At 69.8% G+C, this 18,979-nt stretch carries 19 protein-coding genes; 11 read left to right on the forward strand and 8 right to left on the reverse strand.

Annotated elements, in window-relative coordinates; genetic code table 11:
• Positions 1 to 179: 179 nt before the first annotated feature.
• Positions 180 to 689 carry a flavin reductase family protein gene (locus B7P44_RS14230; RefSeq protein ID WP_084906694.1) on the forward strand — a complete coding sequence of 170 codons (510 nt, stop codon included), beginning with the start codon at positions 180 to 182 and terminating at the stop codon, positions 687 to 689.
• Here the strand turns inward: B7P44_RS14230 and B7P44_RS14235 are convergent.
• Positions 676 to 1,176 (reverse strand): Lrp/AsnC family transcriptional regulator, encoded by a 501-nt coding sequence (locus B7P44_RS14235; protein ID WP_010090865.1) that lies wholly within the window; start codon positions 1,174 to 1,176, stop codon positions 676 to 678. The genes B7P44_RS14230 and B7P44_RS14235 overlap by 14 nt on opposite strands.
• A gap of 130 nt (positions 1,177 to 1,306) precedes the next feature.
• Between B7P44_RS14235 and kynB the strand changes: the two genes are divergently transcribed.
• The 6 genes from kynB (at position 1,307) to B7P44_RS14265 (ending at position 8,552) form a co-directional block, all read left to right on the forward strand.
• Positions 1,307 to 1,948, forward strand: a complete 642-nt coding sequence (gene kynB / locus B7P44_RS14240; RefSeq protein WP_084905163.1) for an arylformamidase — start codon at positions 1,307 to 1,309, stop codon at positions 1,946 to 1,948.
• A 25-nt stretch (positions 1,949 to 1,973) separates the two neighbouring features.
• Positions 1,974 to 3,227: a kynureninase gene (gene kynU, locus B7P44_RS14245; RefSeq protein ID WP_084905165.1), complete on the forward strand. Its 1,254-nt coding sequence runs from the start codon at positions 1,974 to 1,976 to the stop codon at positions 3,225 to 3,227.
• A gap of 79 nt (positions 3,228 to 3,306) precedes the next feature.
• On the forward strand, positions 3,307 to 4,224 hold the full coding sequence (gene kynA, locus B7P44_RS14250) for a tryptophan 2,3-dioxygenase (protein ID WP_084905167.1): 918 nt from the start codon (positions 3,307 to 3,309) through the stop codon (positions 4,222 to 4,224).
• A gap of 278 nt (positions 4,225 to 4,502) precedes the next feature.
• The gene (gene dalD / locus B7P44_RS14255) at positions 4,503 to 5,906 is read left to right on the forward strand and encodes a D-arabinitol 4-dehydrogenase (protein ID WP_084905169.1); all 1,404 of its coding nucleotides are present in this window, start codon (positions 4,503 to 4,505) and stop codon (positions 5,904 to 5,906) included.
• A gap of 91 nt (positions 5,907 to 5,997) precedes the next feature.
• Positions 5,998 to 7,479 (forward strand): xylulokinase, encoded by a 1,482-nt coding sequence (gene xylB, locus B7P44_RS14260; RefSeq protein ID WP_084905171.1) that lies wholly within the window; start codon positions 5,998 to 6,000, stop codon positions 7,477 to 7,479.
• A gap of 71 nt (positions 7,480 to 7,550) precedes the next feature.
• Entirely contained in the window at positions 7,551 to 8,552 is a 1,002-nt protein-coding gene (locus B7P44_RS14265) for a sugar-binding transcriptional regulator (protein WP_084905173.1), read from the forward strand.
• A 16-nt stretch (positions 8,553 to 8,568) separates the two neighbouring features.
• On the opposite strand, the gene B7P44_RS14270 is transcribed toward B7P44_RS14265, so the two are convergent.
• The 6 genes from B7P44_RS14270 to B7P44_RS14295 form a co-directional block, all read right to left on the reverse strand.
• Positions 8,569 to 9,678, reverse strand: coding sequence for an ABC transporter ATP-binding protein (locus B7P44_RS14270; RefSeq protein WP_084905175.1), 1,110 nt, complete (start codon positions 9,676 to 9,678; stop codon positions 8,569 to 8,571).
• Positions 9,679 to 9,735: 57 nt separating this feature from the next.
• The gene (locus B7P44_RS14275) at positions 9,736 to 10,500 is read right to left on the reverse strand and encodes an HAD family hydrolase (RefSeq protein ID WP_407923990.1); all 765 of its coding nucleotides are present in this window, start codon (positions 10,498 to 10,500) and stop codon (positions 9,736 to 9,738) included.
• A complete protein-coding gene (locus tag B7P44_RS14280; protein ID WP_084905177.1) occupies positions 10,497 to 11,351 on the reverse strand; it encodes a carbohydrate ABC transporter permease in 855 nt (284 codons plus the stop codon). The genes B7P44_RS14275 and B7P44_RS14280 overlap by 4 nt, the downstream gene beginning before the upstream one ends.
• A complete protein-coding gene (locus B7P44_RS14285) occupies positions 11,348 to 12,292 on the reverse strand; it encodes a carbohydrate ABC transporter permease (RefSeq protein ID WP_084905179.1) in 945 nt (314 codons plus the stop codon). The genes B7P44_RS14280 and B7P44_RS14285 overlap by 4 nt, the downstream gene beginning before the upstream one ends.
• Positions 12,293 to 12,391: 99 nt before the next feature.
• Positions 12,392 to 13,711 (reverse strand): ABC transporter substrate-binding protein, encoded by a 1,320-nt coding sequence (locus B7P44_RS14290; RefSeq protein ID WP_084905181.1) that lies wholly within the window; start codon positions 13,709 to 13,711, stop codon positions 12,392 to 12,394.
• A gap of 61 nt (positions 13,712 to 13,772) precedes the next feature.
• Positions 13,773 to 14,549: an L-iditol 2-dehydrogenase gene (locus tag B7P44_RS14295; RefSeq protein WP_084905182.1), complete on the reverse strand. Its 777-nt coding sequence runs from the start codon at positions 14,547 to 14,549 to the stop codon at positions 13,773 to 13,775.
• 356 nt (positions 14,550 to 14,905) lie between these two features.
• On the opposite strand from B7P44_RS14295, the gene B7P44_RS14300 reads away from it, so the two are divergent.
• From B7P44_RS14300 to B7P44_RS14315, 4 genes are read left to right on the forward strand one after another with little or no spacing between them, the layout of a single operon-like run.
• Entirely contained in the window at positions 14,906 to 15,376 is a 471-nt protein-coding gene (locus B7P44_RS14300; protein ID WP_231716624.1) for a Fur family transcriptional regulator, read from the forward strand.
• A 46-nt stretch (positions 15,377 to 15,422) separates the two neighbouring features.
• Positions 15,423 to 16,340: a metal ABC transporter solute-binding protein, Zn/Mn family gene (locus B7P44_RS14305; RefSeq protein WP_084905186.1), complete on the forward strand. Its 918-nt coding sequence runs from the start codon at positions 15,423 to 15,425 to the stop codon at positions 16,338 to 16,340.
• Positions 16,337 to 17,230: an ABC transporter ATP-binding protein gene (locus tag B7P44_RS14310; protein WP_084905188.1), complete on the forward strand. Its 894-nt coding sequence runs from the start codon at positions 16,337 to 16,339 to the stop codon at positions 17,228 to 17,230. Before B7P44_RS14305 ends, B7P44_RS14310 begins: the two co-directional genes overlap by 4 nt.
• Positions 17,223 to 18,008: a metal ABC transporter permease gene (locus B7P44_RS14315; RefSeq protein WP_084905190.1), complete on the forward strand. Its 786-nt coding sequence runs from the start codon at positions 17,223 to 17,225 to the stop codon at positions 18,006 to 18,008. The genes B7P44_RS14310 and B7P44_RS14315 overlap by 8 nt, the downstream gene beginning before the upstream one ends.
• A gap of 105 nt (positions 18,009 to 18,113) precedes the next feature.
• Here the strand turns inward: B7P44_RS14315 and fghA are convergent, their stop codons facing one another.
• Positions 18,114 to 18,962, reverse strand: coding sequence for an S-formylglutathione hydrolase (fghA, locus tag B7P44_RS14320; RefSeq protein ID WP_084905192.1), 849 nt, complete (start codon positions 18,960 to 18,962; stop codon positions 18,114 to 18,116).
• Between the last annotated feature and the right edge of the window lie 17 nt (positions 18,963 to 18,979).

Below are 18,979 nucleotides of genomic sequence, written 5' to 3' on the forward strand. Positions count from 1 at the left end.
CTGACAACAGGCGCGCGGCGGTCGCATTGCACCGCTGCGCGCAGCACTGCGTCCCGCTGCGGGCGATTCCGCTAAAATCGGACCATGCGTCCCATTTCCAGACTGACTGCCTTGTCGCCCTTCGCCCATTTCACCCGCCGCGCGCCATGCTCGCGCGTCCCGTTCCGGATGGTCGCCCGATGAGCCGCGCAACGCCGCCGAATTTCGACGTCGCCGCGTTCCGGCAGGCGCTCGGCCAGTTTGCGACCGGCGTGACGGTCATCACGACGCGCGCGCCGTCCGGGCAGCTGATCGGCATCACCGCGAGCTCGTTCAACTCGGTGTCGCTCGACCCGCCGCTCGTGCTGTGGAGCCTCGCGCACAAGTCGGCGTCGATGCCGGTGTTCCGCAGCAACAGCCACTACGTCGTCAACGTGCTCGCGGCGTCGCAGCTCGACCTGTGCAAGCGCTTCTCGACCTACAAGGGCGACCGCTTCGAGGGCATCGCGCATGTGGCCGGCAACTCCGGGATGCCGGTGCTCGACGGCGCGATCGCATGGTTCGAGTGCCACAACCGCAGCCGCTACGACGAAGGCGACCACGTGATCTTCGTCGGCGAGGTGGAGCGCTGCGGCGTGCACCCGGATGCCGCCGAAACCGCGCCGCTCGTGTTCCACGGCGGCGGCTTCCACGGCCTCACACAGCTTTGATCGCGCCGGTGCGCGCCAGCACGACCGGCGCGCCCGCCTCGTCCTTCAGCGTCTGCAGCACGATGTTCGAACGGATGTCCATCACGCCCGGCGCCTTGTACAGCCGGTTCAACACGAAATCCGAATAGTGCTTGAGGTTGTGCGCGAGCACCCGCAGCAGGTAGTGGCTCTCGCCCGTCACGACGAACGCGCCGACCACCTCGGGCCATTCCCGCAGTTCCTCGGCGAACCGTTCGTGCCACTGCGTCTGCTCGTTGCGCATCGACACCTGCACGAACGCCTCCAGCTCGAAGCCGAGCTTCTCCCGGCTCAGGCAGGCGCGGTAATGCTCGATCACGCCCTGGTCTTCCAGCAGGCGCATGCGCCGCAGGCAGGCCGATGGCGACAATGAAATCCGTTCGGCAAGATCCAGGTTGCTGATTCTGCCTTCCTCCTGCAGGACCGCGAGAATCCGGCAGTCGGTGGCGTCGAGCGTGATCGCGTGCATTTTTGGTCCCCGTTTTCTCTCTGATTCGAATTATCTGCCAATCTGGCGGTTTGTCCATGTCTATTTCGCAAGCACTTTTTGCGAGCGTCCGCCTATCATGCGAAGCATCATTTCGCTGTTTCGTCATGCCATGGACACACTCTGGGACATCTCGCCGCCGGTCGACACCGCCACCCCCGTGTGGCCGGGCGACACGCCGGTCACCGTCGAACGCGTCTGGCGGATGGAGGCGGGCTCGCCCGTCAACGTCGCGCGCCTGACGCTGTCGCCGCATACCGGCGCGCACACCGACGCGCCGCTCCACTACGACGCCGACGGCGCGCCGATCGGCGCGGTGCCGCTCGATGTGTATCTCGGCCCGTGCCGCGTGATCCACTGCATCGGCGCCTCCCCCGTCGTCACGCCGGCCGACGTCGAAGCCGCGCTCGACGGCGTGCCGCCGCGCGTGCTGCTGCGCACCTATGCGCATGCGCCCGCCGCGCAATGGGATCCGGATTTCTGTGCGGTCGCACCCGCCACCATCGACCTGCTCGCCGAACATGGCGTGAAGCTGATCGGCATCGATACGCCGTCGCTCGATCCGCAGGAATCGAAGACGATGGATGCGCATCGCCGCATCCGCGCGCACCGGATGGCGATCCTGGAAGGCATCGTGCTCGACGCCGTGCCGGCCGCCGACTATGAACTGATCGCGCTGCCGCTCAAGCTCGCGACGCTCGACGCGAGCCCCGTGCGCGCCGTACTGCGCGCGCTGCCCGGCCGCCCCGACTGAACCCTCGACACACACCCCGACCATCATGATCAAGACCCGTGAAGATGCGCTCGCGCTCGACCGCGACGACCCGCTCGCCCCGCTGCGCGACCAGTTCGCGCTGCCCAACGGCGTGATCTACCTCGACGGCAACTCGCTCGGCGCGCAGCCGCGCGCATCGGCCGCCCGCGCGCAGCAGGTGATCGGCGCCGAATGGGGCGAAGGCCTGATCCGCAGCTGGAACACGGCCGGCTGGTTCGCGCTGCCGCGCCGCCTCGGCGACAAGCTCGCGACGCTGATCGGCGGCGCGCCGGACGAGACCGTCGTCACCGATACGATCTCGATCAACCTGTTCAAGCTGCTGTCCGCGATGCTGCGCTACCAGGCCGAACGCGCGCCCGAGCGCCGCGTGATCGTGTCGGAGCGCTCGAACTTCCCGACCGACCTGTACATCGCGCAGGGGCTGATCGCGCAGCTCGGCGGCGACTACGAACTGCGCCTGATCGACGACCCGGCCGACCTGCCCGACGCGCTCGGCAAGGACACTGCGGTCGCGATGATCACGCAGGTGAACTATCGCACCGGCTACCTGCACGACATGCCGGCCGTCACGCAGCTCGTGCACGACGCGGGCGCGCTGATGCTGTGGGATCTCGCGCATTCGGCGGGCGCGGTGCCGGTCGACCTGAAGGGCGCGCGCGCGGACGGCGCGGTCGGCTGCACGTACAAGTACCTGAACGGCGGCCCGGGCTCGCCCGCGTTCGTGTGGGTGCCGAAGCGCCATCACGCGCACTTCTCGCAGCCGCTGTCCGGGTGGTGGGGCCACCGCGCGCCGTTCGCGATGCAGCCCGAGTTCGCGCCCGATCCCGGCATCGCGCGCTTCCTGTGCGGCACGCAGCCGATCGTGTCGATGTCGATGGTCGAATGCGGGCTCGACGTGTTCCTGCAGACCGACATGCACGCGATCCGCCGCAAGTCGCTCGCGCTGACCGACGCGTTCATCGCGCTCGTCGAGGCGCGCTGCGAAGGCCATGCGCTGAAGCTCGTCACGCCGCGCAGCCATCACCAGCGCGGCTCGCAGGCGAGCTTCGAGCATCCGCACGGCTACGAGGTGATGCAGGCGCTGATCGCGCGCGGCGTGATCGGCGACTACCGCGAGCCGCACGTGCTGCGCTTCGGCTTCACGCCGCTCTATACGCGCTTCGCCGACGTGTGGGACGCCGTCGAGACGCTGCGCGACATCCTCGACACCGGCGCATGGAAAGCGCCCGAGTTCGCCACCCGCGGCGCGGTGACCTGATCGGCCGCTGCGGGGCCGATCGCCCCGAGCAAGCAATACGCATTCAATCCTGGAGAGGGAAGTCGTGAATTCTGGTCATATGCAACCGCCCGGCAACGACGCGCCGGCGGGCTGCCCGTTCTCGGGCGCACACCCTGCGCACGAAGCGTCGCACGTGCCGGGCGAAGCCGGCGAGCAACCCGGCTGGCACAACGCTCAGCTCGATTTCTCGAAGTCGATGAGCTACGGCGACTACCTGTCGCTCAACAAGATCCTCGACGCGCAGCATCCGCTGTCGCCGGATCACAACGAGATGCTGTTCATCATCCAGCATCAGACAAGCGAGCTGTGGATGAAGCTCGCGCTGTTCGAGCTGCGCGCGGCGCTCGACGCGGTCCGTCGCGACGCGCTGCCACCCGCGTTCAAGATGCTTGCGCGCGTGTCGCGCATTCTCGAGCAGCTCGTGCAGGCGTGGAACGTGCTCGCGACGATGACGCCGTCCGAGTATTCGGCGATGCGGCCGTATCTCGGCCAGTCGTCGGGCTTCCAGTCGTACCAGTACCGCCAGCTCGAATTCCTGCTCGGCAACAAGAACCCGCAGATGCTGCAGCCGCATGCGCACCGGCCGGACATCCTCGAACAGGTGCGCGCAACGCTCGAGGCGCCGTCGTTCTACGACGAGGTCGTGCGCCTGCTCGCGCGGCGCGGCTTTCCGATCGCGCCGTCGCGGCTCGAGCGCGACTGGACCCAGCCGACCCAGCACGACGACACCGTCGAGGCCGCGTGGCTCGAGGTGTACCGGCACCCGCAGCAGCACTGGGAGCTGTACGAGATGGCCGAGGAACTGGTCGATCTCGAGGACGCGTTCCGCCAGTGGCGCTTCCGCCACGTGACGACCGTCGAGCGCATCATCGGCTTCAAGCAGGGCACGGGCGGCACGAGCGGCGCGCCGTATCTGCGCAAGATGCTCGACGTCGTGCTGTTCCCCGAGCTCTGGCACGTGCGCACGACGCTGTAACTCACCCGCCGTTCGCCCGCGCGCCGTCATGACCATCGTGACGGCGCGCGGCAGCGCGTTCCGCCGCCGCCACGGCATCCTCCCCCGCCCCGCCGTCAAACTGCTCGAAGGGCTCGCCGCGCTGACCCGCGAAGCCGCCTGAGCGCGCACCGCCGCAGCGCACCATCGAAAACCCGCGCGCACGCCTTGACTTTCGCCCGCCCGAATACGATCATTCGCTCACACAACGAGCAAATGATCCGGCATTGCCCTTCGCGGCCGCCGGAAGGAGACAACGGATGAGCGAGTCGTCGCCCGCCCGCGCGCCCGTGCTGCTGCACATCGGCGCCGGATCGTTCCACCGCGCGCACCAGGCGTGGTACCTGCATCGCGTCAACGCGGCCGTGCCGGCCGCCGAGCGCTGGTCGCTGGTCGTCGGCAACATCCGCGACGACATGCGCGCGACCATGGATGCGCTCGCCGCGCAGCACGGCGCGTACACGCTCGAGACGGTCACCCCGCAAGGCGAGCGCGCGTACGAGACGATCCGTGCGATCACGCGCGTGCTGCCGTGGTCGATCGATCTCGCCGCGCTGATCGACGCCGGCGCGGACCCCGCCTGCCGGATCGTGTCGTTCACCGTCACCGAAAGCGGCTACTACCTCGACGAGCACAACCGGCTCGACCTCGCGAACCCCGATCTCGCGGCCGACCTGCAGGGCGCGCGCACGACGCTGTACGGCGCGCTCGCCGCGCTGCTCGCCGAGCGGATGAAGCGCGGCGCGGGCCCGCTCACGCTGCAGAGCTGCGACAACCTGCGCAGCAACAGCGCGCGCTTTCGCGCAGGGATGCGCGAATTCCTCGAACGGCGCGGCGCGCGCGACCTGCTCGACTGGTTCGACGCGCACGTCGCGTGCCCGAGCGCGATGGTCGACCGGATCACGCCGCGCCCGACCGCCGACGTGCGCGAGCGCGTGCGTGCGGCGACCGGCGTCGACGACGCGTGCCCGGTGATGGGCGAATCGTTCATCCAGTGGGTGATCGAGGACCGCTTCGCGGCCGGCCGCCCACGCTGGGAGCTGGCGGGCGCCGAACTCGTCGACGACGTGCACCCGTACGAGGAAGCGAAGATCCGCCTGCTCAACGCGACACACAGCTGCATCGCGTGGGCCGGCACGCTGGCGGGCCATACGTACATCCACGAAGGCACGCACGACGCGGCGATCCGCCGCTTCGCGCACGACTACGCGACGCAGGACGTGATCCCGTGCCTGACGCACCTCGGGCCGAGCCCGCTCGATCTCGCGCGCTATCGCGACGTCGTGCTCGAGCGCTTCGGCAATCCGTACGTGCTCGACACCAACCAGCGCGTCGCTGCGGACGGCTTCTCGAAGCTGCCCGGCTTCATCGCGCCGACACTCGCCGAGTGCATCGCGCGCGGCGCGGCGCCGGTCGCGACCGCGGTGCTGCCCGCGCTGTTCCTGCGCTTTCTCGAGCGCTGGGCGCGCGGCGCGCTGCCGTATGCGTACCAGGACGGCGTGATGGACGAAGGTGTCGCGCGCGCGATCGTGGCGGCCCGCGACCCGGTCGCGGCGCTGTGCGTTGAGCGCCAGCTGTGGGGAGCGCTCGCCGGCAACGCCGCGCTCGTCGACGCGGTGCGCGCCGGCCTTGCGCGCGTCGATTCCTGGCTCGCGCGGCGCTGAGCGCCCGGCCGCGCGTCGGGTCAACCGGCATTGGCACGCGCGCACCCGCGCGGCTAAAGTAGCGGCTCCTCCCTGACGGAACGGATCGCACATGTATCTCGGCATCGACCTCGGCACCTCGGAAGTGAAGGTGCTGCTGCTCGCCCCGGACGGCACGGTCGTCGGCACCGCGGGCGCGCCGTTCACCGTGTCGCGGCCGCGCCCGCGCTGGGCCGAACAGCATCCGGACGACTGGTGGCGCGGCACGCTCGCCGCGCTCGCCGCGTTGCGCGAGCGCCATCCGCACGCGTTCGCGCAGGTGCGCGGCATCGGGCTGTCGGGCCAGATGCATGGCGCGGTGCTGCTCGACCGCGCCGATCGCGTGCTGCGTCCCGCGATCCTGTGGAACGACATGCGCAGCGCCGACGAATGCGCGCTGCTCACCGAACGCGCGCCGGACCTGCATGCGCTCACCGGCAATCTCGCGATGCCCGGCTTCACCGCGCCGAAGCTGCTGTGGGTCGCGACGCACGAACCCGACCTGTTCGCGGCGACGGCCTGCGTGCTGATGCCGAAGGATTACCTGCGCTTCCGGCTGACTGGCGCGAAGGTGTCCGATCCGTCCGACGCCGCGGGCACGTTGTGGCTCGACGTCGCGCGCCGCGAGTGGTCCGACACGCTGCTCGCCGCGTGCGGGATGACACGCGCGCAGATGCCGCGGATCGTCGAAGGCAACGCGCCGTCCGGCACGCTGCGCGCCGATGTCGCGCGCGAGCTGGGGCTGTCGGAAGCCGTCGTCGTCGCGGGCGGCGGCGGCGACAACGCGACGAGCGCGCTCGGCATAGGCGCGATCCACGCGGGCGACGGCTTCGTGTCGCTCGGCACGTCAGGCGTGCTGAGCGTCGTCGGCGACCGCTTCATGCCGAACCCGGCGTCCGCGGTGCACGCGTTCTGCCACGCGATTCCGGACCGCTGGCAGCTGATGAGCGTCGTGCTGTCGGCCGCGAGCTGCCTGCGCTGGGTCTGCAAGCTGACCGGCACCGACGAGCCGACGCTGCTCGCGGAAGTCGAGGCACTCGACGCCGGCACGCTCGCCGCCGCGCCGCTGTTCCTGCCCTACCTGTCCGGCGAGCGCACGCCGCACAACGATCCGTACGCGCAGGGCGTGTTCTTCGGGATGACCCATGCGACCGAACGCGCGCATCTCGGCTATGCGGTGCTCGAAGGCGTGACGCTAGGCCTCGCCGACGGCTTCGATGCGCTGCATGCGGCGGGCGTCGAGACCGGCGCGCTGTCGCTGATCGGCGGCGGCGCGCGCAGCGCGTACTGGGCGCAGCTGATCGCCGATGCGCTGAACGTGCGCACCCGCCAGCACGGCGGCGGCGAGACGGGTGCTGCGCTCGGCGCGGCGCGGCTCGGCTGGCTCGCGGTCGGCGGCGATCCGCACACGGTGCTGAGCAAGCCGCCGGTGCGCGCCGAATACGCGCCCGACGCCGTGCGCCATGCGGCGCTGCGCGAGCGCCTCGCCGCGTTCCGCGCGCTGTATCGCCACGTGCGCCCGCTCTACGAGCCGTCGCGCGCGCGGCTTGCCTGAGCGCGCCTGACCGGCGAGCCTGACCGACGCGCGGGCCGGCCGCGGCGGCGAGTGCGGTACAGTGCGTACCCATGCGCCGCCGGTCGGCCCGCCAGGATCCGAATTCAATCGCTATCGTGCCCAAGTCCTCAGAAAAACTCGATCTCGCCACCCGCGCCGCGTGGCTCTACTACGTCGCGGGCGACACGCAGAACGAAATCGCCGAGAAGCTCCAGGTGTCGCGCCCGGTCGCGCAGCGCCTCGTCGCGTTCGCGGTCGAGAAGAACCTGATCCGCGTGCGCGTCGATCACCAGCTCGCCGACTGTCTCGACCTCGGCACGCAGCTGTCGAAACGCTACGGCCTGTCGATGTGCGAAGTCGTGCCGGTCGACGACGACGCGCCCGAGGCGATCGACCGCAAGCTCGCGGTCGCCGGCGCGCAGGTGATGGAGCGCTACCTGAACGAGACGCGGCCGATGGTGATCGCGGTCAGCAGCGGTCGCACGCTGAAGGCCGCGGTCGCGCAGATCGCGCAGATCGACCGGCCGCAGCACCGCCTCGTGTCGATGGTCGGCGCGATCGCCGCCGACGGCTCGTCGAACCGCTACGACGTCGCGCAGGACATCTCCGAGAAGACGGGCGGCAAGCACTTCCTGCTGCCCGCGCCGCTGTTCGCGGACAGCGGCGCCGAACGCGCGCAGTGGTGCAATCACCGGCTGTACCGGATCGTCGAGGCGCTGTCGGGCGAAGCCGACGTCGCGCTGGTCGGCATCGGCAACATCGGCCCCCACTGCCCGCTCTACGAGGACGGCTTCATCACCGAGCAGGAGCGCGACGAGATGATCGCGCTCGGCGCGGTCGCCGAACTGCTCGGCGTGCCGATCGACGCGCAGGGCCGCCGGATCGCCGCGTCGACGAGCGCGCGGGTGACGAGCGTGTCGCTCGACACGCCGCCGAAACGCCCGACGATCGCGTTCGCGGGCGGGCCGAAGAAGCGCGACGCGGTGATCGCCGCGCTGCGCGGCGGCTGGCTGTCGGGGCTCGTCACCGACGAGACGTGCGCGCAGGCGGCGCTGGAAGCCCTCGCGTCCTGACGCCGCGGCGCCGCCGTCACGCGGCCTTCGCGTGCGGGCTCAGGCGCCGGAACGCGCGTCCCTCGTCGTCGAACAGGTGGCAATGCCCGGCCTCGGCCTGCACGCGCAGCGCCTCGCCGGTGCGATAGGTGTCGAGCGGCGGAATCCGCGCGATCAGTCCGTCCGGCGCGACGGCCGACTCCGCATAGAGATACGCGGCATCGCCGAGCGATTCGACGGCCATCGTCCGCGCGGCGACGCCGTCGGCCCCTGCCCCGACCTTCAGGTGCTCGGGCCGCACGCCGACCGTGACGGCCGCGCCGCGCTGCAGCCCGGCCGCGTCCACCGCGACGCGCTGCGTCTCGCCGCTGTCGAAGCGCACCAGCACGCCGCCCGCATCGACCGCCTCGACCGTGCCTTTCAGGAAGTTCATCTTCGGCGAGCCGATGAAACCCGCGACGAACTGGTTCGCGGGCGCGTGATACAGCGCGTTCGGCGTGCCGACCTGCTGCACGCTGCCGGCCGACAGCACGACGATCTTGTCCGCGAGCGTCATCGCCTCGACCTGGTCGTGCGTCACGTAGATCATCGTCGTCTTCAGCTCGTCGTGCAGCCGCGCGAACTCGAGCCGCATCTTCACGCGCAACGCCGCGTCGAGGTTCGACAGCGGCTCGTCGAACAGAAATACCTTCGGCTTCCTCGTGATCGCGCGGCCGATCGCGACGCGCTGCCGCTGGCCGCCCGACAGCTGCTTCGGCTTGCGGTCGAGCAGATGGTCGATGTGCAGGATCTTCGCCGCGTTCTTCACCGCCTGATCGATCTCGGGCTTCTTCGCGCCGGCGAGCTTCAGGCCGAACGCCATGTTGTCGTACAGCGTCATGTGCGGATACAGCGCATACGACTGGAACACCATCGCGATGCCGCGCTTCGCGCTCGGCACGTCGTTGACCTTCGCGCCGTCGATCAGCAGGTCGCCGCTCGAGATGTCCTCGAGTCCGGCGATCATCCGCATCAGCGTGGATTTGCCGCACCCGCTCGGGCCGACGAACACGACGAACTCGCCGTCGGCGATGTCGAGGTTCACGTTGCGCAGCACTTCGTTGTCCTCGTAGCGCTTCGCGATGTTGCGCAGGAGCACGCTTGCCATGATTTGTCTCCGTTCGATGTTCGATTCGTGATGCGCCGCCCGCGGGCGGCGCGTTGCTCAATGCGGCAGCACCGCGCCCGTCGCCTGCCAGCGCGCGACGTAGCCGGGCAGCTCGTGCATGTCGTCGAATACGTGGCGCGCGCCGATGCCGCGCAGCGCGTCGACCTGCGCGGGCGACGCATGCCCCGCGCCGACGAAGCCGAGCACGGTCATGCCGGCCGCGGCCGCCGCGGTGATGCCGGTCGCGCTGTCCTCGACGACGAGGCATTGCGCGGGCGCGACGCCGAGCGCATGCGCGGCCGCGAGATACACGTCGGGCGCGGGCTTCGGGCGCGCGACGGCGTCCGCGCAGAACAGCCGCTCGCCGAAGAAGCGCTTGAGGCCCGTGCGCGCGAGCGCGGCCTCGACGTACGCGCGGTAGCTGTTGCTCGCGCACGCGATCGGCAGCGTGATCGCGTCGAGCGCCGCGGCAATGCCGTCGACGGCCGGCGCGTTCACCGCCGCGGCTTCGACCGCGCGCCGGATCGCGCCGACGTCCGCGTCGTCCAGCGTGCGGCCGAGCGCGGCGCTCGCGCCGGCGAGCACGCGCTCGATCCGCAGCCCGAGCAGCGGCATCACCGCCGGCCGCGCGTCGACGCCGGGCCAGCGCGCTTCGAGCTCGCGCACCAGCATGTCGGCGGCGACCGCCTCGCTGTCGATCAGCACGCCGTCGCAATCGCAAATCAGCACGCCGTCGTGACGGCCGGCGCCGTTGATCCGTTCGTCATCCATACCTTTGCCGGCCGCGCCTTCGCCGGTCGCACCTTCGCCGGCTGCGCTCATTTCACCGCCCCGAACGTGAGCCCGCGCACGAGCTGCTTCTGCGACAGCCAGCCGACGATCAGGATCGGTGCGACCGCGAGCAGGGAAGCTGCGGACAGCTTCGCCCAGAACAGCCCCTCCGGGCTCGAGTACGACGCGATGAACACGGTGAGCGGCGCCGCGTTCGAGCTCGACAGGTTGATGCTCCAGAACGCCTCGTTCCACGACAGGATCACCAGCAGCAGCGCGGTCGACGCGAGCCCCGGCAGCGCCATCGGCAGCAGCAGGTAGACGATCTCCTGCCAGGTCGACGCGCCGTCGATGCGCCCCGCCTCGAGGATGTCCTTCGGGATCTCGTTGAAATAGGTGAACGTCATCCACACCGCGATCGGCAGGTTGATCAGCGTGTAGACGATCACGAGCCCCGACACGCTGTCGAGCAGGCCCGCGTTCTTCCACAGCAGGTAGATCGGCACGAGCACGCCGACCGACGGCATCATCTTCGTCGACAGCATCCACAGCAGCACCTTCTGCGTGCGGCGGTTCGGGAAGAACGCCATCGCGTACGCGGCCGGCACCGCGAACAGCAGGCAGATCGCCGTCACGCCGGCCGAGATCAGCACCGAATTCCACGCGAACGAGAAGTAGTCGCTGCGCGCGAACACCTCGCGGAAGCTGTCGAGCGTCGGCACGAAGAACAGCGCCGACGCGTACGCCTGCTGCTCGGTCTTGAACGCGGTGAGCGCCATCCAGAAGATCGGGAAGAACAGCGCGAGCGCGATCAGCCATGCCAGCAGGCCCGGCACCGCGCGGCGCACCCGGCCGAACGCGGCGGGCATGCGGCGGCCGGCATCGAGAGTCAGGTCGCTCATTGTTCGTACTCCCCTTTCAGGTTGCGTGCGAGCATCCGCACGAGGAAGAACGACACGACGTTCGCGACCACGACGGCGATGATCCCGCCCGCGGACGCGAGGCCGACGTCGAACTGCTGCAGGCCGAGCGCATAGATCAGGTACGACAGGTTGGTCGTCGCGTTGCCGGGGCCGCCGCCCGTCGTCGTGTAGATCTCCGCGAAGATCGACAGCAGGAAGATCGTCTCCATCATCACGACGACCGCGATCGCGCGCTTCAGGTGCGGCAGCGTGATGTAGAAGAACATCGCGATCGGGCCGGCGCCGTCGATGCGCGCCGCTTCCTTCTGCTCCTGGTCGAGCGACTGGATCGCGGTGAACAGGATCAGGAATGCGAACGGCAGCCACTGCCACGCGACGATGATGATCACCGCGGTCAGCGGGTAGTCGGCGAACCAGTCGACCGGCGTCATGCCGAGCGCGCGCATCGCGTTCGCGACGAGCCCGTAGACCGGATGCAGGATCATGTTCTTCCAGATCAGCGCGGACACGGTCGGCATCACGAAGAACGGCGCGATCGCGAAGAGGCGCGCGATGCCCTGCCCGTAGAACTTGCGGTCGAACAGCACCGCCATCAGCACGCCGCCGACCACGGTGATCGCGAGCACCGCGCCGATCAGCACGAGCGTGTGCCAGATCGCCGGCAGGAACGCCGGATCGGTCGCGAGGAAACGGTAGTTGTCGAATCCGGCGAAGCCCTTCACGTCCGGATTGAGCAGGTTGTAGCGCGAGAACGAGTACCAGACCGTCATCGCGAGCGGGATCGACATCCACAGCACCAGCACCGCGACGGACGGCGACACGAGCCAGCTCGCGCCGCGCCGCGGCCGGTCCGGCGCGGGCGGCCGCGACGCGGCGTCGACCGGGTGCGCGTGAGTCAGGGGAAGACGTAAGTGACGCATGATCGGGACCACCTCCGATTGAAACGCGGGCGCGCAGCGCTCGCCCGCCTTGCCGCTTCACGAGCGCCGTGCGTCCGCGGACGCACGGCGCGCGCCGCGTTACTTCTGGTAGCCGGCCTGCCGCACCGCGCGGTCGGCCGCGGCCTGCCCGGCCGCGAGCGCCTGGTCGACCGTCATCTGCCCGGCCACCGCGCCCGCGATGCCCTGCCCGACCACGGTGCCGAACGACTGGAACTCGGGAATGCCGACATACTGCACGCCCGCGTACGGCACCTTCTGCGCGGACGGATCGTTCGGATCGGCCGATTCGATCGCCTTCAGCACGAAGTCGGAGAACGGCGCGGCGGCCTTGTACTCGGCGCGCTGATAGGTCGACGTGCGCGTGCCCGGCGGCACCGACGCCCACCCTTCATCCTTCGCGACCAGCTCCACGTACTGCTTCGACGTCGCCCACGCGATGAACTTCTTCGCGGCGTCCTGCTGCTTCGACGTCTTCGGGATCGCGAGCGCCCACGCCCACAGCCAGTGCGAGCCCTTCGGCGTCGCCTCGACAGGAGCTGCCGCATAGCCGATCTTGTCCGAGACCTGCGACTGCTGCTTGTTGTAGAGGATCCCCGCCGCGACGGTCGCGTCGATCCACATCGCGCACTTGCCGGACGCGGTCAGCGTCAGGTTCTCGTTGAAGCCGTTCGAGCTCGCGCCCGGCGGGCCGTTCTTCTTCAGCAGGTTCACGTAGAAGTTGACGGCCTTCTTCCATTCCGGCGACGTGAGCTGCGCGTTCCACTTGTCGTCGAACCAGCGGCCGCCGAACGTGTTCACGACCGTCGACAGGTACGCCATGTTCTCGCCCCAGCCGGCCTTGCCGCGCAGGCAGATGCCGTAGATGCCCTTCGACTTGTCGGTCAGCTTGTCCGCGAACCCGGCGATCTGCTCGTAGGTCGGCCGGTCGGGCATCCTGAGGCCCTTCGCCGCGAACAGGTCCTTGCGGTAGAACGTCATCGAGCTCTCGACGTAGAACGGCAGCGCGTAGAGCTGGCCGTTGTACGACAGGCTGTCGCGCGCGGTCTTCACGACGTCGTTCAGGTCGTAGTCGGCCGGCAGGCCGGCCACGGGCGCGAGCCAGCCGCGCTTGCCCCACTGCGGCGTCTCGTAGGTGCCGATCATCACCACGTCGAACTGGCCGCTGCCGGTCGTGATGTCGGTCGTCGCGCGCTGGCGCAGCACGTTTTCCTCGAGGATCACCCAGTTCAGCCTGACGTCGGGATTGGCCTTCTCGAACGCCGGCGCGAGCTTCTTCAGCTCGATCATGTCGGGATTGTTCAGCGTCGCGATCGTCAGCGTTCCCGCGAGCGCCGCGCCGGCGGCCGTCGCGAGCGCCGCGCCCGCGAGCACGCGGGCGGCAAGCGTCTTTCGTTGCATGGCATGTCTCCAGTGTCTCTTGTGTGTTGTTGATATCGATGGGCCGGCGGGTCGGGCCGCGTCAGCTCATCCAGTTGCCGCCGTCGACGTTCAGCGTCTGCGCGGTGACGTAGTCCGCGTCCGCCGACGCGAGGAACAGCGCGGCGCCCGTCAGGTCCGCGGGCAGCCCCATCCGGCCGAGCGGCACCGCTTCGCCGACGAGCCGCTTCTTCTCGCCGGGCGGCCGGTGCTCGTAGCGCGCGAACAGCGCGTCGACCTGCTCCCACATCGGCGTGTCGACGACGCCCGGCGCGATCCCGTTCACGTTGATCCGATGCGGCGCGAGCGCGAGCGCGGCCGACTGCGTATAGCTGATCACCGCCGCCTTGGTCGCGCAATAGTGCGATACGAGCGCCTCGCCGCGCCGGCCCGCCTGCGACGACATGTTGATGATCTTGCCGCCGCGCCCCTGCTCGACCATCCGCTGCGCGACGGCCTGCATCAGGAAGAACAGCCCCTTCACGTTCACGGCGAACAGGCGGTCGAACACGTCCCACGATTCGTCGAGGAGCGGGCGCATGTCGAACAGCGCCGCGTTGTTGAACAGGATGTCGACGCCGCCGAAGCGCTCGACCGCGGTGGCGACGATGCGCGCGATGTCGTCGCGGCGCGTGACGTCCGCGGCCACGGCGACCGCGCGGCCCGGGCTCGTCTCGATCAACCGCGCAAGCGACCCGCCGGCCGGTTTCACGTCGACGAGCACGCAGCGCGCGCCCTCCTCCAGATAGCGTTGCGCGACCGCTTCGCCGATGCCGCTCGCGGCACCCGTCAGGATCGCGACCTTGTCCTGCAATCTCACTGGCTGTCTCCGTTTCGTTCTGCGTTGTGCGATGGGCCGCGAGGTGAGCGAACGCTCGCGACACGAACAATTGCTCTGATTGCGATCGAATGATCGGATACGGAACCGGGGCTGTCAAGGCGGATCGGGCCGGTTTCGATGATGCGATGCGGCAGAACGGCGCCGCGCGGACGGCCGCGGGCGCAGGCGGGGCAACGGCGAGCGGGACAGGTTGCGGCGCGGGCGGACGCGCCGCGGGGCAGGCGGTGGGGCCGGCTTTGGCGCGCTCGGGAAGAAACGGGACGGATGGCCGCATGCGCGGCGTGACGATACGTTATATCATCGCGATATTCTCGTTCCATTGCCCGCATTGCGCCATGGCTACTTCATCGTCAATCGCGTCCATCGCCGACCGGCTGTCCCGCGCCGACGCGTTCGCCGCCGAGCACGGCCTCGCGTGGACGCCGCTGCGCCGGCAGGTCTACGAACGCGTGCTCGCCGCGCAGCGCCCGATCGGCGCGTACGACCTGCTCGCCGAGCTCGAGCCGCAGCGCGGCCGGGTGCCGCCCACGACCGTGTATCGCGCGCTGGATTTCCTCGTCGAGCACGGCTTCATCCACCGGATCGAATCGAAGAACGCGTTCTTCGCGTGCTGCGAGATCGGCGTGCCGCACGAGGGCCAGTTCCTGATCTGCGAATCGTGCGGCGAAACCGTCGAGATTCCGGGCGGCGACCTCGCGAAGCAGCTGTCCGCGAGCCCGCCCGCGCACGGTTTCGAGGTCCATCACCAGGTCGTCGAGCTGAGCGGCCTGTGCGGACACTGCAAGACCAAGCCGGCGCAGCGCTGACGCCGAACGCGCGCCGACGCGCCGCCCCTTCCCTACGAGGAGTTTCATGTCCATTGCCCTGACGCGCGCCCCGCTGCGCGCCATCTCGCGCCCCGCCCGCTGGCTCGCCGCCGGCCTTGCCGCGCTGTCGCTCGCCGTGCCTGCGCTCGCGCACGCGGCCGCCGTCAACGTGGTCGCCGCGGAGAACTTCTACGGCGACGTCGCGTCGCAGATCGGCGGCCGCCACGTCGCGGTGACGAGCATCCTCAGCAATCCCGACCAGGACCCGCACCTGTTCGAGGCGAGCCCGAAGACCGCGCGCGCGCTGCAGCAGGCGCAGCTCGTGATCTACAACGGCGCCGACTACGATCCGTGGATGGGCAAGCTGCTCGCGGCGTCGAAGCAGGCGAAGCGCGCGACGATCGTCGTCGCCGACCTCGTCGGCAAGAAGGCCGGCGACAACCCGCACCTGTGGTACGACCCGGCGACGATGCCCGCCGCCGCGCGCGCGATCGCGGCCGAGCTCGGCCGCGCGGACCCGGCGCACCAGGCCGACTACGACGCGAACCTGCAGAAGTTCGTCGCGTCGCTGAAGCCCGTCGACGACAAGGTCGCCGCGCTGCGCGCGCAGTACAAGGGCGTGCCGGTGACGGCCACCGAGCCCGTGTTCGGCTACATGGCCGACGCGATCGGCCTCGACATGCGCAACCAGCGCTTCCAGCTCGCGACGATGAACAACACCGAGGCGAGCGCGCAGGACGTCGCCGCGTTCGAGACCGACCTGCGCAAGCAGCAGGTGCGCGCGCTCATCTACAACAGCCAGGCCGAGGCGCCGATGACGAAGCGGATGCTGAAGATCGCGCGCGACGGCGGCGTGCCGACCGTCAGCGTCACCGAGACGCAGCCGGCCGGCAAGACCTTCCAGCAATGGATGGCCGGCCAGCTCGACGCGCTCGGCAAGGCCCTTTCCACCCGCAAGCCATGACCCACACGCCCCACGCACTCGAACTCGATCGCGTCACGCTCGAACTGGGCGGACGCACGATCCTGCGCGACGTCAGCCTGTCGATCGAGCCCGGCGAATTCGTCGGCGTGCTCGGGCCGAACGGCGCCGGCAAGACGACGCTGATGCGCGCGGTGCTCGGCCTCGTGCCGGTCGCGGGCGGCGCGCTGCGCGTCGGCGGCGAGCCGGTCGCGCGCGGCAATCCGTCGATCGGCTACATGCCGCAAATCAGGAGCGGCCTCGCGAGCCGCCGGATGCGCGGCTACGACTTCGTCGCGATGGCCGCTGACGGGCACCGCTGGGGCCTGCCGCACGCGAGCGCCGCGACGCGGCACGACGTCGACCGCGTGCTCGACCTCGTCGGCGGCCGCACGCTCGCGCACCGGCCGCTGTCGGAGCTGTCCGGCGGCGAACGGCAGCGGTTGCTGCTCGCACAGTGCCTGCTCGGCAGCCCGAGGCTGCTGCTGCTCGACGAGCCGCTGATCAGCCTCGACCCGAACCACCAGCGCGGCGTGGTCGAACTCGTGCGCCGCGTGCAGCGCGAGCTCGGCATCACGGTGCTGTTCTCCGCGCACGAACTGAACCCGCTCCTCAACGCGCTCGACCGCGTGCTGTATCTCGGCAACGGCGTCGCGGCGCTCGGCACCGTCGACGAGGTGATCACGAAACCCGTGCTGTCGCGGCTGTACGGATCGCCGATCGACGTGATGCGCGTGAACGGCAAGATCTTCGTGATGTCCGGCGACGTGGAAGTCGAGAAGCACGACCACGAGCACGAAGGCGACGACGACGGCCATGCGCACGGCGGCCACGGCCATTCCCACCACGGACACGCGCACCCTCACGCGAGCGGGCAATCACACGATGTTTGAATACGACTTCATGATCAACGCCTTCGCGGCGTCGGGAATCGTCGCGGTGCTCGCGGGCATCGTCGGCTACTTCCTGGTGCTGCGCGGGCAGACCTTCGCCGGCCACGCGCTGTCGCACGTCGGCTTCACCGGCGCGACGGGCGCGGTGCTGCTCGGCATCTCGCCGATCTGGGGGATGGTCGGCTTCACCCTCGCGGCCGGCATCGGCATGGGCGCGCTCGGCGAGCGGCTCGCGGGGCGCGACGTCGCGATCGGCGTGATCCTGTCGGGCGCGCTCGGCTTCGGCCTGCTGTTCCTGCATTTCTATACGTCGTTCGCGACGCAGGTGACGGCGCTGCTGTTCGGCAACGTGCTCGCGGTCAGCCACGACACGCTCGCGGCGCTCGCCGGCATCGGTGCGGTGAGCCTCGCCGCGCTCGCGCTGATCGCGCGGCCGCTCCTGTTCGCGTCGCTGCAGCCCGAACTCGCCGAAGCGAAGGGCGTGTCGCTGCGCGCGGTGTCGGTGCTGTTCCTCGCGGTGTGCGCGCTTGCGGTCGCCGCGGCGACGCAGATCGTCGGCGTGCTGCTCGTGTTCACGCTGCTGGTCGGCCCGGCCGCCGCCGCGCAGAACGTATCGACGCGGCTGTCGACGGGCGTGGTGCTCGCCGCGCTGTTCGCGCTGTTCGAAGCGTGGCTCGGCATCGTGCTCGCGTATTACACCGACTGGCCGACGAGCTTCTGGATCACCGCGCTGTCGGCGCTCGTGTATGGCGCGAGCCTGTTGCGGCGACACGCGTGACGCACGCGGCGGCGTAACGCCGCGCGCGACGAAAAAAACGCCGGCGCGCCCGAGGGCAGCGCCGGCGTTTTGCATTGCGCGACCCGCGCGAAGCGGGTCATGCGGTCATCGCGCGAGCACCCGCGCGTGATGCGCGACGTGATCCGCGATGAAGGTCGAGATGAAGTAGTAGCCGTGGTCGTAGCCCGCATGCCGCCGCAGCGTCAGCGGCTGTCCGGCCGCCGCGCACGCCGCTTCGAACACGTCGGGGTTCAGCTGGTTCGCGAGGAACTGGTCGGCGAGCCCCTGGTCGACCAAAATGCCGTCCGCGAACTTCGGCGCATCGGCGCGTGCGACGAGTTCGCTCGCGTCGTGTGCCTTCCACGCTTCGCGATCGTCGCCGAGGTAACCCGAGAACGCCTTCTCGCCCCACGGGCAGCGCGTCGGCGCCGCGATCGGCGCGAACGCCGACACCGACCGGTACAGGTCGGGATGACGCAGCGCGAGCGTCAGCGCGCCATGCCCGCCCATCGAGTGCCCGAAGATCCCGAGCCGCGCGCCGTCGATCGGCAGCTCTGCCGCGACGCGCTCGCGCAACTCGCCCGTCACGTACGACTCCATCCGGTAGTGCGTCGACCACGGCGCTTCGGTCGCATCGACGTAGAAGCCCGCGCCGACCCCGAAGTCCCACGTATCGGTCTCGCCCGGCACGCCCGCGCCGCGCGGGCTCGTATCGGGCATCACAAGCGCGATGCCATGCTGCGCCGCGTATTGCTGCGCGCCGGCCTTGATCGCGAACGTCTCGTCGGTACACGTGAGCCCCGCGAGATAGAACAGCGCCGGCACGCGGCCGTGCGCGGCCTGCGGCGGCAGGTACACCGAAAACTTCATCGGCAGGCCGATCGCCTTCGAATCGTGACGGTAGAAACGCTGCTCGCCGCCGTGGCATGCATGCGAGGAAACGAGTTCGAGCATGACGGTGCGCTCCCCGG

It is taken from the genome of Burkholderia ubonensis subsp. mesacidophila, from assembly GCF_002097715.1.
Classification (GTDB): domain Bacteria; phylum Pseudomonadota; class Gammaproteobacteria; order Burkholderiales; family Burkholderiaceae; genus Burkholderia; species Burkholderia mesacidophila.